The organism is Peptoniphilus sp. BV3AC2, assembly GCF_000478945.1.
Classification (GTDB): Bacteria; Bacillota; Clostridia; order Tissierellales; family Peptoniphilaceae; genus Peptoniphilus_B; species Peptoniphilus_B duerdenii.
The window spans coordinates 100,255-115,399 of the sequence record NZ_AWXD01000031.1 but is presented as its reverse complement, the minus strand read 5'-3'; the positions used below and the strand labels follow the sequence as shown (position 1 = coordinate 115,399).

Here is a 15,145-nt window from a genome sequence, read left to right as displayed (position 1 = left end):
TCTCAATATGATACTATATTAAATAGAAGAATATGTTGAGAGGAGAATGGTATGAAAGACGAAATAACTGAATCTATAATAGAATGTGGAAAGAATGAATTTCTTGAAAATGGATTTGAAAAAGCATCTTTACAAGAAATTTGTAAAAAATCAAATATAACTACTGGAGCATTTTATAGAAGATTTAAATCAAAGACCGATCTCTTCGAAACTATCGTATCTCCGTCAGTACTCTCAGTTAAGAATTTGGTTTCATCTCCAAACGATGATGTGCCAACCTTTATAAGAAAAGTTTTGAAAGGAAAACAAGACGAGGACACACTTCTTAACTTTTTTGAACACAGAGATAATATTATTCTTTTATTAAATGCTGCAGAAGGCACAAAGTACGCGGAATTTTTCCATAATGTAGCTAAATCTATGTCAGATGTTGCTTATAAATACCTATCTTCAATGGAAGAAGCACATGAAATATCAGAAGAAGAACTACATATCTTTATGTCTAGCTACTTACAAGCTATATTTGAAGCGGTAGTACACGCACAAAACAAAGACGAATACAGAACCTATGTAGAAAATCTAAATAAATTTTATAATTGGGAAAAGATTTTAACAGACTAACTTTGACAAGGCTATTTTAATATGTCAAAATGAAACTAGAATATTTTGGAGGTCAAAATGAAGTTAGTATTATTAAGACATGGACAAAGCGAGTGGAACAAACTAAATCTATTCACTGGATGGAAGGATGTAGATCTTTCTGAAAAAGGAGTAGAAGAAGCAAAATCTGCTGGAAGAAAATTAAAAGAAGCTGGCATCGAATTCGACATCGCCTACACTTCATACTTAAAGAGAGCCATAAAGACATTAAATATCGCTCTTGAAGAGATGGATAGTCTCTATATAGAAACTGTTAAAACCTGGAGATTAAACGAAAGACATTACGGTGCACTACAAGGATTAAATAAAAAAGAAACTGCAGAAAAATACGGAGACGAACAAGTGCATATCTGGAGAAGGTCTTTTGATATAGCACCGCCACTTATGGACAAAGACGATGAAAATTCAGCTCACAGGGATAAAAAATACAGAGATTTTCCACAAGATGTAATCCCAGATGGAGAAAGTCTAAAGCTAACTTTGGAGAGAACATTGCCATTTTTTATGGATGAGATTGGACCAAGCTTAATCGCTGGCAAAAATGTGCTAGTGGCAGCCCACGGCAATAGTTTAAGATCCATCACAAAATACATTGAAAATATCTCCGACGAAGAGATAACTTCTGTTGAAATCGCGACAGGAGAGCCAATCGTATATACACTAGATGAAAATTTAAAAATAATTAAAAAAGAAATTCTATAATATAAAATATAAACCAAAGGTAAATTTATCTTTGGTTTTTTTATTTTAGAAGACATGAATTTTTAGAAAAGCATAAATTTAATATAATAACTAAAGTATCGTAAAATTCCTTTAAATCATTTCTTTTCTGTATTATAATAAAAGTAATGGGTAAATTTATAAAAAAGTTCGATTCTCTTATTATAGAGATGCTTAACAAGAAGATTAAATGTTCCTTCTTGGACATTTTCTTTAAAAATTTTACAAACATATGTGGTCCAGTATTTCTAACGATAATGACGGCTCTACTAATACTTATTTCTACTACGAGAAATATGGGACTTCAGCTTGGGTCAATGCTCATTATAAACGGAATCGTGGTCCATATAATAAAGATCATAAGGAAGAGACCGAGACCCTACTGGGTAGATGAATTTATAAATACTTTGGGAATAGATCTAAATGACTATTCATTTCCATCTGGCCATACCAACGCAGCTTTTACAATATTTTTTGTACTTAAAAGCATATTTCCACAGTATCTATATATATTTCTAATCTTTGCAGTCCTTATGGCGATTTCAAGGGTGTATCTCGGAGTTCACTATCCAACGGACACGGTGGCAGGAGCATTCGTAGCTTGGATACTATACTTAATTCTATATGAGAAAATCAGAATCTTTATCGGAGGTTAATATGTTACTTACAAACTTTTTAGAAAAGAGAAAATCAGTTAGAAACTTCACAGACAAATCAGCTGACAGCGCAACTTTAGACAAAGTAAAATCAATAATCAAAAATTCAGAAGAAGAAAATTACATTCTTTTTGAAAATGGAAAGATCATCGCTAAGGGATTAGAAGGCAAGGCTGGATACAATAACACAATGATCGTTGCTCCACACTATATCGGTCTTTCTGTAAAAGGAAGTACTGATGAAGATAGACTAAAGACTGGATACTATCTTGAAAAGATAAATACAGAACTTATAAGACTAGGTCTATCAACATGCTGGATCACAGTAGATAATGTAGATGATGCAACTTCAAAATCTGTTTTTGGAGAAGAAGGAGCTCACATCTCTTACCTAATCGCATTTGGATATCCAAAAGCTAGAAAACTTTTCGATCCTAAGACTCAAAGCGAAAGAAAACCTGTATCAGAAATAGTTTTCGTAGAAGATTTCAACCATCCTGCAACAGCAGAAGATTTGGAACAATACGGAATTTTAAATATTATGTCTACAATTAGGTATGCGCCTAACTACATGAATTTACAACCATGGAGATTTTTAATAAAAGAATCTGCGATGGAACTTTTCATGGAAGAAAAATACGACAAAACTAAGACACTAGTTGACTGTGGTGTAATAATGTATTACTTCGAAGAGCTTATGAAAGCTATGGGAAGAAAATCTACTTGGAATATAAAATTAGAAGAAGCTGAAGGTATGCTTAAAATAGCTACATTTACTATGTAATTAAAGAGACTTTATGTCTCTTTTTTTGTAATAAAAATTTTAAGAAATTATTTTTTACATCTGGTGAAAAATTCTATTGACATGGTAATTTCTTATTGGTATTATTGCATTAGAAAGTGCTCAAGAAATTTGAGCGAAAGAGTGCCTAGGGATCCGTACTATGTAAAGGACCAAGCGGCACAGTGCTATGCACTACACCGAAGGGACAAAAGCCCAGGAGGATAGGTTTCGCTGACCTATCTTTCTGGGCTCTTTTAATGAAAAATTTTAAGGAGTGTATTATGAAAACAATTTACGAAGGTAAGACAAAAAACGTTCTAGAATCAGAAGATGGAAAGATATTTTTAAAATTCAAAGATACCATGACTGGCACAGATGGTGTATTTGATACAGGCGGAAATGAAGTAGCCGGATCTATCGAAGGAGCAGGCAGCGAATGCCTAAAAGTTTCCAAATTCTTCTTTGAAAAACTTCGTGAAAAAAATGTAAAAAGCCACTATGTTGACTCAGATTTAGAAAACAACTTAATGGAAGTTGAACCTATAACTATCTTTGGAAAAGGACTTGAAGTTATCACTAGATTTGTAGCAGTAGGATCATTTATAAGAAGATACGGAAGCTACATCGAAGAAGGAGCATCACTTCCAGGATACACAGAAATAACATTAAAAGATGATGATAGAAATGACCCACTAATCACAAAAGAAGGACTTGTAGATCTAAACATCTTAACAGCAGAAGAATATGACGAAATCGTAAGACAAAATCTAGAAAATGCGAAGATCATAAGAGACATTCTTGAAGAAAAAGGACTTAAACTTTATGACATCAAACTTGAATACGGAAGAAGAAAAGAAAACGGAGAAATAATTTTAATTGACGAAGTAAGTGGTGGAAACATGAGAGCATACAAAGATGGCAAGTACATCGAACCACTTGAACTTTCTAAATATCTAGGTATTTAATTTATTAAAAGAACGGAGAAAGAATGAGAGTTTCAGTTATTATGGGTTCTATTTCTGACAAAGAAATAGCTGACAAAGTAGTTAAGAAATTAAAATCATTTGATATAGAAACAGAAGTTAAAGTAATCTCTGCCCACAGAGCTACCAAACTTCTTGAAGAATATGTAAAATCTGCAGAAGAAGAATCAAAGGTATTTATAGGAATCGCAGGAAAAGCTGCTCATCTAAGCGGAGTTATTGCTGCCATGACCACAAGACCTGTAATTGGAATCCCAGTTAAAAGCTCTACTTTAGGTGGACTTGAAGCACTACTATCCACAGTAGAAATGCCAAGTGGAGTACCAGTAGCAACAGTTGCTATAAATGGCGGAGAAAATGCTGCTATACTAGCTGCAGAAATCCTAGCAGTTTCAGATGAAAATTTAAGAAACAAACTTAAACAAATGAAACTAGATATGGAAAAAAAGATTAAAGAAACTGAATATGTTTACGAGGATTAAAATTTGAGCGCAATATTTGGAGTTTTTTCTCAAAGAAAAAATAAAAATGTATTTTTAAGAATTTATGCCGGTCTCTATGCCCTTCAACACAGAGGGCAAGAGGCTATGGGCATCTGTCTAATCGAAAATGAAAAGATATCTGAGATTAAGGGAAGAGGATTAGTATCCGACAATATTAAACATGACAACAAGAATAGTATCGGAGGATACGCAGGAATCGGTCACGTTAAATACGAATACTCTGACGATGATATAACTACCCTACCTATGCCTTGGCAATACTATCCAGATGGCAAGGACCAAGTAATAATCGCAGTAGATGGTAAATTCTTAGACGATAGAGATGTGGAAGAGATAGCTGGAGTTTTAAACGGACCAATCGAAAAAATTCCAGAATATATTCTAAACCTAAAGGGAGCATATTCAATTATCTTTGCAAAAAAAGACATGATGATTGCTATAAGAGATCCCCATGGAATAAAACCACTTTCAATGGGTAAGGTTGATTCAGAAATAATATTCTCAACAGAAACTTGCGGAATCACAGGTTCAGATGCAGAAGTAGTAAGAGATCTTCAACCTGGAGAAATAGTAGTAGTTACAAAGGACGAAGTGAAATCACTAAGAGCGGGAAACTTCACAGCGACTCCATGCGTTTTTGACTTCGTGTACACAGCAAGACCAGATTCATTTATAAATGGAACGAGTGTATATAGATCAAGAATAAAAATGGGCATGGAACTCTTCGAAGAAGCTCCAGTAGAAGCTGATATTGTAGTGGGATCACCAGACTCTGGTATGATTTCAGCACTTGGATTTGCGAGAGCTTCAGGAATAAGTTACGAAAAGGCAATAGTTAGAAATAGATATATTGGAAGGACATTTATACTTCCATCAGATGAAATGAGAAAAAAAGGCGTGAAGATGAAATTATCGCCTATTAGATCACTTATTGATGGTAAGAGAGTTGTCCTTGTTGATGACTCAATAGTAAGGGGTAACACTATAAAACATGTCATCGAAATATTAAAAGATTCTGGAGCAAAAGAAATTCATGTTAGGATCGCAAGTCCACCAGTTATTAGATCAGAATCTCTTACATTCGATGTACCAAGCCCAGAAAAATTGATAGCAAATGGAAAAACTGTAGAAGATATACGCGAATATATAGGAGCAGATTCCCTTGCTTACTTAAGTCTAGACGGACTCAACAAAGCCTGTGGCAATGGTAAGTTCTATGAAAGATGTTTTGGTGGATATGATCCATTTGAAGAAGGAGATGAAGATGTCAATTAATTACAAAGATTCTGGCGTAGATGTTGAAGCTGGAGCAAAGGAAGTAAAACTTATAAAAGGTATGGTAGAAGCAACCCATGGTAAGGAAGTTCTATCATCAATAGGTGGATTTTCTGGACTATTCAGTCTAGAAAGTATGGACTATAAAAATCCGGTACTAGTTTCTGGAACAGATGGGGTAGGTACCAAGGTTATCATTGCTCAAAGCATGGATATTAATGACACAGTTGGGATAGACTGTGTTGCTATGTGTGTGAATGATATACTTTGCCAAGGTGCAAAACCATTATTTTTCTTGGATTATATTGGAACTGCAAAGCTTGAACCTCATAGAATGGCAGAAATTGTAAAAGGTGTGACAGAAGGCTGTAAGATTTCAAATATGGCACTAATCGGTGGAGAAACTGCAGAGATGCCAGGAGTTTATCATGGAGAGGACTATGATTTAGCTGGATTTGCTGTTGGAATCGTAGATAAAGATAAAATCATCGATGGTTCTACAATCGAAAAGGGAGATATAATATTTGGCCTTTCATCTTCTGGAATACATTCAAATGGATATTCATTAGTTAGAAAGATAGTTTCTGAAAGATCAGGACATGAATTAACAGATAAGGTAGAAGGTTTAGAAAAATCTCTTGGGGAGACACTTCTAACACCTACTAGAATCTATGTAAGAGAAATGTTAGACCTAATGGCAAAAGTTGATGTCAAAGGCGCTTGCCATATAACTGGTGGTGGATACTATGAAAACATACCTAGAATGATGCCAAAAGGTCTTACAGCAATGATAGATGTAAGAGAAGTAAAGATTCCATATATCTTTGAACTTTTAAAGAAATGGGGAAATCTTGAACTAAGAGAAATGTATAGCACATTTAATATGGGTCTTGGAATGGTATTTGTAGTTAAAGAATCTGATAGAGAAAAGGTGCTTGACCATTTTAAAGATTACGACTCTATCTACGAAATTGGAAAAGTTGTAGATGGCGATGAAATTGAACTCAAATATTAAAGTAGCTGTCCTAGTTTCTGGTTCAGGCTCCAATCTTCAAGCAATAATAGATGCTTCAAAAAACGATAGAGATTTTGGAGCTGAAGTTGTACTTGTAATCTCAAATAGAGAAAAGGCATATGGACTAAAACGGGCAGAGTTAGAAAACATAGACCACTTCTGCATTAAAGACAATGAAGAAGTACTTAAAAAATTAAAAGAATACGAAATAGATTTAGTAGTCTTGGCTGGATATTTAAAGATAATTCCAGAAAGCATAATAGACGAATTTCCAAATAGAATTATAAATATACATCCATCACTAATACCATCTTTTTGTGGCATGGGCTACTATGGAATAAAAGTCCATGAAGCTGCCATCGAAAGAGGCGTGAAGGTAAGTGGTTGCACCACTCATTTTGTAAATAAAATGGCGGATGCAGGTCCAATTATCTTGCAAAAGGTAGTGGATGTAGATTTTTCCTATGATGCGGATAGATTACAACAAGAAATATTAAAGGAAGAACATAAAATTCTACCAGAATCCATAAAATTATTCGCCCATGGAAAGCTAGAAGTAGTAGGAAATAGAGTAAAAATAAGGAGTAATAATTGATGCGTGCACTAATTTCAGTATATGACAAAGAAGGAATCGTAGAATTTGCAACCGAGCTTGAAAAACTTGGCTACGAAATAGTAAGTACAGGTGGAACATACAAAAAATTAAAAGATAGCGGTTTAAAAGTAATAGAAATTGATGAAGTTACAAAATTTCCAGAAATTTTAAACGGAAGAGTTAAGACTTTAAACCCTCTTATCCATGGAGCAATCCTCTATAAGAGAGACAATGAAGAACATGTAAAGACTGTAAATGAACATAACATCACATCCATAGATATAGTTGTAAACTCACTATATCCATTTGAAGAATGCCTAAAGAGAGGCGCTTCTCACGATGAAATGATTGAAAATATAGATATCGGTGGACCATCTATGATTAGATCCGCTGCAAAAAATTACAAAGACGTACTAATCGTAACCAATAGAAATCAATACGACGAAGTACTTAAGAGATTAAAAGAAAATAACTGCGACGAAGAATTTAGATTCTCCCTTGCAAAGGAAGCTTTTAATCTAACTGCAAGATACGACAGTCTAATCGCTGGATACTTCAATTCATTCGGCGAAAAAGAAGAGTTTGAAAAGATACTTGAACCTAAGTATGTTTTGAAAGAAGTCCTAAGATATGGAGAAAACCCACATCAAAAGGCAGCTTTCTATGAAGAAGAAAATATAGACAAAGTTGAATATAAAGTTCTCCATGGAAAACAAATTTCCTACAACAATCTAAACGATATGTACGGAGCTATAAAAGCTCTTAAAAACTTCGGAGATATTCCAACTGCAATTGCAGTTAAGCACACCAACCCATGCGGAATGGGAACTGGGGATACTTTAGCAGAAGCATTTAGAAAAGCGTACGATTGTGACGACGAAAGTATATTCGGGGGAATCATCGCTCTAAATAGAGAAGTAGATCTAGAAACTGCAGAGATGCTTTCAAAAATCTTCCTAGAAATCGTAGTGGCACCATCATTTGCAAAAGATGCCTACGAACTTTTAGCTAAGAAGAAAAATATCAGACTTATAGAAATGCCAAGAATCAACGATTTTGAAATAAAGATGTCTGTTAAAGAAGTTTTAAATGGACTTATCGTTCAAGAGTATGATAATGTGGATTTAGATGAAGATAAACTTGAAGTAGTGACTAAGAGAAAACCTACAGAAGAAGAAATGAAGGAACTTAGATTTGCTTGGACTGCTGTTAAAGCAAGTGCATCAAACTCTGTTGTTGTAGCTAAAAATGGTGGAACACTTGGAATTGGTCAAGGTCAAACCAAGAGATCTTGGGCAGTTGAAGAAGCTCTTGAAAGAGCAGGAGATAAGATTGAAGGAGCAGTATTTGCATCTGATGGATTCTTCTTTAGAGATACCATGGAACTTTTAAATAAATATGGTATCAAGGCTATAATTGAGCCAGGTGGATCTGTAAAAGACCCTGAAGTCATTGAATTTGCAGATGCTCATGATATGTCAGTAGTCTTTACTCATATCAGACATTTTAGACACTAAAAATAAATTTAAAAAAATTTTTAAAAATAGTGTTGACAAAATTTTAAATAGCCCGTACAATAAAAAACAAGTTCAAAAAACGAACTTAAAAAACAAACTTAAAAACTACAAGACAGGAAGAGTAAAAAGAATTTTAGTCTTTACAGAGAAGCTACATTTTGGTGAGAGTGGCGAGATGAGATCTTTTGAACATGATCCTTGATGGGGTGGTTCGATATTTAGAATCACACGGGAACTCCCGTTACAGAGTTAGTGTATGATGGTACATGAAGTGGCATTATTATTTATTATTGTAATGCAATTAAGGTGGTAACGCGGATTATTTCGCCCTTTTTATCCTAACGGATGGAAAGGGCGTTTTTTTATTTTACAGGAGGCAAAATGATAGAAATTAAAAATGTAAGTGTAGCATTTGAAAATAAAAACAAAGTGGTACACGCACTTAGGAATGCATCTCTTGATATAAAAGAAAAAGAGATATTTGGAATTGTTGGTTACTCTGGAGCTGGAAAATCAACCTTGGTAAGATGTATAAATCTTCTTACCAGACCAGATTCTGGAGAAATATATATAAAGGGAGAGGATATAACAAAATTATCAGAAAAAGAACTTAGAAAAAAGAGAATGAAGATAGGAATGATTTTTCAACATTTTAATCTGTTCTCAACAAGAACAATATTTGAAAATGTATACTATCCTTTAAAACATTCGAAATTAAAAGAGAGTGAGAGAATTAAAAAAGTAGAATCGCTTTTGAAATTAGTTGACATCTATGAAAAGAGGGATGAGTACCCTAGCAAACTCTCAGGTGGTCAAAGACAGAGGGTGGCAATAGCAAGAGCCCTTGCAAATGATCCAGACATACTTCTTTGTGATGAATCTACTTCAGCGCTAGATCCACAAAACACTTCTCAAATTTTAAAACTTCTAAAGAGACTTAACGAAGAACTTGGACTGACAATCGTAATCATAACCCACGAAATGCAAGTGGTTAAATCTATTTGTACCAAGTGTGCAGTGATGGAAGATGGAAATATTGTAGAGAGCAAGAGCGTGTTAGAAATATTTTCAAACCCAGAACACAGACTTACAAGAGAATTTATTGAAAGCACCATCCAATCAGAAGAAGTATTAGAAACTCTAAAGAACAACAAGGACGTTGTAGTGACGGACAATTCAAAACTAGTAAGACTAGATTATACAGGAGATTCCACATTGGAACCTATAATACTTGAGCTTTACAAAAAGTTTGACGTGGTCACTTCGATCCTTTGGGGAAATGTAGAATTTATACAGGATACACCACTTGGAGTTTTGATAGTGATATTAAAGGGAGATTGTAAAAATATTTTAAAATCCTTCGAATATATGAGGGAAAAAAATATTAGGGTAACTGAACTTAAACTGGAGGAAGAAAATGAGTGAATTTTTTAAGAATGCGATAGCGATTAAAGGTGATTTTTTACCTGCAACATTAGAAACAATTTATATGGTATTTTTTACTTCGATATTTGCAGGTATAGTAGGACTAGCACTTGGAATAGTGCTTGTAACTACGAAGGAAGGCGGAATACTTGAAAACAAGGTTTTAAATTCAATACTAGATAAATTTATAAACCTACTTCGTGCGGTGCCATTTATAATTATTTTGGCAGTGGTTGCTCCACTTACAAGTGCCATTGTCGGCACGAGGATCGGAGCGACAGCAGCGATTGTTCCACTTTTCTTTGGAGCATTTCCATTCTATGCAAAACAAGTGGAATCAGCTCTATCTTCTATAGACAAAGGTCTTATAGAAGCGGCAGTTTCAATGGGAGATAGTCCTTTTAATGTGATCACCAGAGTCTATTTAAGAGAAGGACTTCAAAATTTAGTAAGAGTTTCTGCTCTTACCATGATTTCATTAATCGGGCTTAGCGCGATGGCAGGAGCTATCGGAGCGCAAGACTTAGGTAAGCTTGCAATAGCAACCGGTTACAATAGATTTCAAGACGACGTAGTAATAGTATCGATGGTTCTTATACTAATACTTGTGTATTTTGTACAAGGAATATCAAATTTAGCAATCAAAAAATTAGAAAGATGAGGTATTAAAATGAGAAAAACAATTAAATTTTTAGCAGTAGCAGCATTAGCAGTAGTATTAACAGCATGTGGTTCAAAGGACACAGCAAAGAAAGTAGATGAAAAAGTAGGAATAGATCGTCCAGTTAAAATAGGTGTAGTAGGAACTAAATCAGACACTTGGAATTTCGTAATTAAAAAACTTGAAAAAGAAGGAATAAAGGTAGAACTAGTAGAATTCACAGACTACAATCAACCAAACGTAGCACTTCTAGCAGGAGATATCGACCTAAATTCATTCCAACATCAAAACTTCCTAGATCACTTCAACGAAGATAAGAAATCAAACATAGTTTCCATAGGAGACACAGTGCTTGCACCACTTGGAATCTATTCAAACAAAATAAAAGATGTAAGCGAACTAAAAGAAGGAGACAAGATTGCAATTCCAGATGACGTTTCAAATCAAGCAAGAGCAATATTCTTACTTCAAACTGCAGGACTTATAAAAGTTGATGGTAAACCTGGAGATCCAGTAACACCTAAAAATATTATAGAAAATTCAAAGAATCTAGAAATAATACCAATGGATGCATCTCAAACCGCAAGAGCACTAGATGACGTAGCAGCAGCATGTATTAACAACGGTGTTGCAACAGATGCTGGATATTCACCATCAGAAGATGCAGTTCTATTAGAACCTGTAGATGAAAATTCAAAACCATTTATAAATATCATAGCAGCAAGACCAGAAGATAAGGACAACGAAATATTTAAGAAAATAGTAGCAGCATACCAATCTGACGACACTGAAGAAGTAATCAAAAAAGAAAGTAAAGGATCTTCAATAGCAGCTTGGAAATAATAAACTGGAGGAAAAAAGATGATTTCAAAAGAAGTTTTAGATTTAAAAGACTATGTAGTAGAAACGAGAAGATATCTTCACAAAAATCCGGAAGTATCACTAAAAGAATATAAGACATCTGCATATATAAAAGGTGAACTAGATAAGCTAGGCATCGAATATGTAAATGTCGGAGAGACTGGAATTTTGGCAACCATAAAAGGAAAGCATGAAGGTCCAACAGTATTCTTAAGAGCAGATATGGATGCCCTTCCTCTTCAAGATAAAATTGAAAAAGATTATAGATCTATAAACGAAGGTGTGTCCCACGGATGTGGACATGACGCCCATGTGGCGGGACTTCTTGCAACTGCTAATATTATTGCAAAAAGAAAAGATGAAATAAAAGGAACAGTTAAACTATGTTTTCAAGCAGCAGAAGAGATAGGTAGAGGAGCAAAAGAATTTGTAAAAGCTGGTCATCTAAAAGATGTGGACTACACTTTTGGAATTCATGTTGCAAGTTCCCTACCTGTTGGTAAAGTTGCCGTAGTTCCAGGAGCGATAAATGCCTCTTGCGATATATTTAAAATCCATGTCAAAGGAGAAAGTGCTCATGGATCTAGACCAGACCTTGGAAAGGATGCTCTTCTTGCAGCAGCATCCATAGCCGTTGAACTACAAAATATAGTTTCAAGAAGGGTAAGTCCACTAGATAGCGTCGTGCTTACATTAGGTAAATTAAACGCAGGCACAGCTTATAACATCATCGCAAATGACGGTTATATAGAAGGAACTCTAAGGACACTTGACCAAAATATAAGAGAAAAAATCTTAAAGAAGATTGAACTTATATCCAAAAATATTGCAGAAGTCCATGACTGTGAAGCAGAGTTTGAAAACTACAACGCGGCATCCATACTTCAAAATGATGAAGAACTCACAGAAGAAGTACAAAGCATCGCAAAGAAGATACTCTGCACAGAAAATGTAATCACAGCTGGCAAACCATCTCTAGGAGCAGAGGATTTCTCAGAATTTACAAACTTAGTTAAGGGAACATTTATAAATGTGGGCACATCAAGTTGTGACGCTACCTCCTATCCTCACCACCATGAAAACTTTGATCTAGATGAAGAAGGAATCCTCTATGGGGTGGAACTATTTAAAAATATTTTAGAAAAATATTCATTAAAAGAAAATAAAATTGATCTAGAAAAATTTGGCACACATAAAAAAATCAAAAAATAAAAATAAATCTTTAGCAGGAATTTGGTAAAAATTAAAAACCTCCAATAATTATTGTTACAAAATGGAAAATTCATAATTTTAAAAAATTATAATATGTTACAATAATTATGGAGGTATTATGAGAATTTTAAGTAAGAAAAAAACAGCTGAAGTAATAGAAATACTAAATAAAACATATCCAGATGCAAAGTGCGAGTTAAACTATTCGACTCCATTTGAACTTTTGGTAGCAACCATTCTCTCTGCCCAATGTACGGATGTGAGAGTAAATATGGTGACTAAAGAATTATTTAAAAAGTACAATACCCCACAGCAATTCGAAGAACTTGGAGCAACTTCGATAGAACCACTGGTAAAAACTTGCGGCTTCTACAGAAATAAAGCCAGATCCATCTATGGCGCATCGAAGATGATCATAGATGAATACGGTGGCGAAGTTCCAAACACCATAGAAGAACTTGTGAAACTTCCTGGAGTAGGGAAGAAGACTGCAAATGTAGTTGCGTCAAACTGTTTTGGCATACCAGCCATAGCAGTTGACACCCATGTGTTTAGGGTTACAAATAGAATTGGAATCGTAAATGAAAAAACTCCAGAGAAGACAGAAGAAGCACTTATGAAGAGAATAGATAAAAATATGTGGACAAAGGCTCATCATCTAATAATTTTCCATGGGAGAAGAAGATGCATGGCTAGGAATCCAGATTGTGGACTTTGTGAGGTGAGAGAGTATTGCAACTGGATAAAGTAAAAAAAGCGGTATATATAACTATAACTGTACTAATCCTTTCCATATTAATATTTAGTTACTACTATTCAGTTAAAGACTCTGGGAAAATATATAGTGGAGTAAAAGTAGACTCCATAAATGTATCTGGACTTACCTATGAGGAAGCTGAGAAACTAGTAACTGAAAAGACCAATGAGAAAAAATCAAAAAAGATTGAATTTAAATTAGGAGATTTGACTTACTCAAGAACGCTTGGAGAACTTGGATTTGACAAAGAGATCAAAGATGCAATAAAAGAAGCGTTCTATGTAGGAAGAAGCGAAAATAAAATCGAAAACTTCTTCAGGATAATCTCACTTCCAATAGCGAATAAAAATATAGAATCCAAAACTATAATATCTGATGAAAAAGTACAAGAATCCATAAATTACTTGGTAGATAAAGTATATATAAAATCAGAAAATGCAAAAGTAGAAAATATAGATGGAAAATTTGTAAAATCTAAAGAAGTAGTAGGAAGATATCTGGACGCATCAAATCTAAAAGAAGAGATTAAAAATTCCATAGGCAAGGTGGACACAGTTGAAATAAAAGCTCTGCCTATACTACCAGAAGTAAAATCCGAATACTTCGATGGAATCGACGCAGTGTTAGGAAGTTTTATAACGGATTTTCACAGATCAGAAGACAATAGAAAGTTCAATATAGAACTAGGAGCAAGTAAAATATCGAATTTATTTGTAGCGCCTGAACAAGAAATATCATTCAACGACACGATCGGAGAGATGAATGAAGCGGGAGGATTTAAAGCTGCAGGAGTCATAGTCAATGGAGAGTTCGACAGAGGTTGGGGCGGAGGCATCTGCCAAGTATCAACCACACTCTACAACGCCCTTGTAAGGTCTGACATAGAAATATTAGAAAGATCCAACCACTCCCGTCCAATAGGATATGTGGAAAGAGGAGCAGACGCAGCAGTGGCACCAGGATATAAAGATTTAAAATTCAAAAACAACTTAAAACATAAAATATATATAGACTCAAAAATTGTAGATGACAAAATAGAATTTATAATTTATGGAAACAGTAGCGACAAAGAATTCGACATAGACCTAGTGACTAAATTTGTAAGCGAAAAAACACCAGAAACCATAACTAAGTACTCAGATCAAATTCCAGATGGAGAAGTACAAGTTGAGTCCCAAGGCAACAAAGGCTACGATTACTCATCATTTAAAGAATATAAAAAGAATGGGGAAGTAGTAAAAGTAGAAAAATATCTAAGCTCTCACTACATACCCAAAAATAGGGTAGTAGTAATAGGACAGGGAAAAGCAAAATCAAAAGATTCTGAAGAAAAGTCGAAGAAAAAGGAAAGCAAAAAAGATAACAAAAAGGAAAGTAAAAAAGAAAATAAAAAAGAAACTAAGAGTAAAAAATCAAAGAAAGAAAAAAGATAAAGATTTTACGCCAAAGCACCGATAAGGTGCTTTTTTATTTAAAAGTTTCCAAGAGACCCTTTTTCTTAAATACTTCCAATATGTCTAA

16 protein-coding genes and 1 other annotated feature are annotated in these 15,145 nt (G+C 34.4%); all 16 genes read left to right on the top strand.

What is annotated here, in order from left to right; genetic code table 11:
- Window positions 1-51: 51 nt before the first annotated feature.
- The 16 genes from HMPREF1252_RS08230 (at window position 52) to HMPREF1252_RS08155 (ending at window position 15,057) form a co-directional block, all read left to right on the top strand.
- Window positions 52-621: a TetR/AcrR family transcriptional regulator gene (locus HMPREF1252_RS08230; protein ID WP_023060212.1), complete on the top strand. Its 570-nt coding sequence runs from the start codon at window positions 52-54 to the stop codon at window positions 619-621.
- Window positions 622-678: 57 nt separating this feature from the next.
- Complete coding sequence (gpmA, locus tag HMPREF1252_RS08225; RefSeq protein WP_008901897.1) at window positions 679-1,362, top strand: 2,3-diphosphoglycerate-dependent phosphoglycerate mutase; 684 nt, start codon at window positions 679-681, stop codon at window positions 1,360-1,362.
- 146 nt (window positions 1,363-1,508) lie between these two features.
- On the top strand, window positions 1,509-2,036 hold the full coding sequence (locus HMPREF1252_RS08220) for a phosphatase PAP2 family protein (RefSeq protein WP_023060214.1): 528 nt from the start codon (window positions 1,509-1,511) through the stop codon (window positions 2,034-2,036).
- Window position 2,037: 1 nt separating this feature from the next.
- Window positions 2,038-2,820, top strand: a complete 783-nt coding sequence (locus tag HMPREF1252_RS08215; protein ID WP_023060192.1) for a nitroreductase family protein — start codon at window positions 2,038-2,040, stop codon at window positions 2,818-2,820.
- Between the two features lie 281 nt (window positions 2,821-3,101).
- The gene (locus HMPREF1252_RS08210) at window positions 3,102-3,785 is read left to right on the top strand and encodes a phosphoribosylaminoimidazolesuccinocarboxamide synthase (protein ID WP_023060224.1); all 684 of its coding nucleotides are present in this window, start codon (window positions 3,102-3,104) and stop codon (window positions 3,783-3,785) included.
- A 23-nt stretch (window positions 3,786-3,808) separates the two neighbouring features.
- Window positions 3,809-4,285: a 5-(carboxyamino)imidazole ribonucleotide mutase gene (gene purE, locus HMPREF1252_RS08205; RefSeq protein WP_008901901.1), complete on the top strand. Its 477-nt coding sequence runs from the start codon at window positions 3,809-3,811 to the stop codon at window positions 4,283-4,285.
- Between the two features lie 3 nt (window positions 4,286-4,288).
- Window positions 4,289-5,581, top strand: a complete 1,293-nt coding sequence (locus tag HMPREF1252_RS08200) for an amidophosphoribosyltransferase (RefSeq protein ID WP_008901902.1) — start codon at window positions 4,289-4,291, stop codon at window positions 5,579-5,581.
- The gene (purM, locus tag HMPREF1252_RS08195; RefSeq protein WP_023060213.1) at window positions 5,571-6,596 is read left to right on the top strand and encodes a phosphoribosylformylglycinamidine cyclo-ligase; all 1,026 of its coding nucleotides are present in this window, start codon (window positions 5,571-5,573) and stop codon (window positions 6,594-6,596) included. Before HMPREF1252_RS08200 ends, purM begins: the two co-directional genes overlap by 11 nt.
- Complete coding sequence (gene purN, locus HMPREF1252_RS08190; RefSeq protein WP_081695967.1) at window positions 6,574-7,191, top strand: phosphoribosylglycinamide formyltransferase; 618 nt, start codon at window positions 6,574-6,576, stop codon at window positions 7,189-7,191. Before purM ends, purN begins: the two co-directional genes overlap by 23 nt.
- A complete protein-coding gene (gene purH / locus HMPREF1252_RS08185) occupies window positions 7,191-8,708 on the top strand; it encodes a bifunctional phosphoribosylaminoimidazolecarboxamide formyltransferase/IMP cyclohydrolase (RefSeq protein ID WP_023060098.1) in 1,518 nt (505 codons plus the stop codon). Before purN ends, purH begins: the two co-directional genes overlap by 1 nt.
- A gap of 100 nt (window positions 8,709-8,808) precedes the next feature.
- Window positions 8,809-9,043 (top strand) — a binding site (T-box leader).
- Window positions 9,044-9,089: 46 nt separating this feature from the next.
- Complete coding sequence (locus HMPREF1252_RS08180) at window positions 9,090-10,133, top strand: methionine ABC transporter ATP-binding protein (RefSeq protein ID WP_023060115.1); 1,044 nt, start codon at window positions 9,090-9,092, stop codon at window positions 10,131-10,133.
- Window positions 10,126-10,794, top strand: a complete 669-nt coding sequence (locus HMPREF1252_RS08175) for a methionine ABC transporter permease (RefSeq protein WP_008901907.1) — start codon at window positions 10,126-10,128, stop codon at window positions 10,792-10,794. Before HMPREF1252_RS08180 ends, HMPREF1252_RS08175 begins: the two co-directional genes overlap by 8 nt.
- Window positions 10,795-10,803: 9 nt before the next feature.
- Entirely contained in the window at window positions 10,804-11,637 is an 834-nt protein-coding gene (locus HMPREF1252_RS08170) for a MetQ/NlpA family ABC transporter substrate-binding protein (RefSeq protein ID WP_023060118.1), read from the top strand.
- A gap of 18 nt (window positions 11,638-11,655) precedes the next feature.
- Window positions 11,656-12,867: a M20 family metallopeptidase gene (locus HMPREF1252_RS08165; RefSeq protein ID WP_023060163.1), complete on the top strand. Its 1,212-nt coding sequence runs from the start codon at window positions 11,656-11,658 to the stop codon at window positions 12,865-12,867.
- 118 nt (window positions 12,868-12,985) lie between these two features.
- Window positions 12,986-13,618, top strand: a complete 633-nt coding sequence (gene nth / locus HMPREF1252_RS08160) for an endonuclease III (protein ID WP_008901910.1) — start codon at window positions 12,986-12,988, stop codon at window positions 13,616-13,618.
- Window positions 13,600-15,057 (top strand): VanW family protein, encoded by a 1,458-nt coding sequence (locus tag HMPREF1252_RS08155; protein ID WP_023060158.1) that lies wholly within the window; start codon window positions 13,600-13,602, stop codon window positions 15,055-15,057. The genes nth and HMPREF1252_RS08155 overlap by 19 nt, the downstream gene beginning before the upstream one ends.
- The last annotated feature ends 88 nt before the right edge of the window (window positions 15,058-15,145 follow it).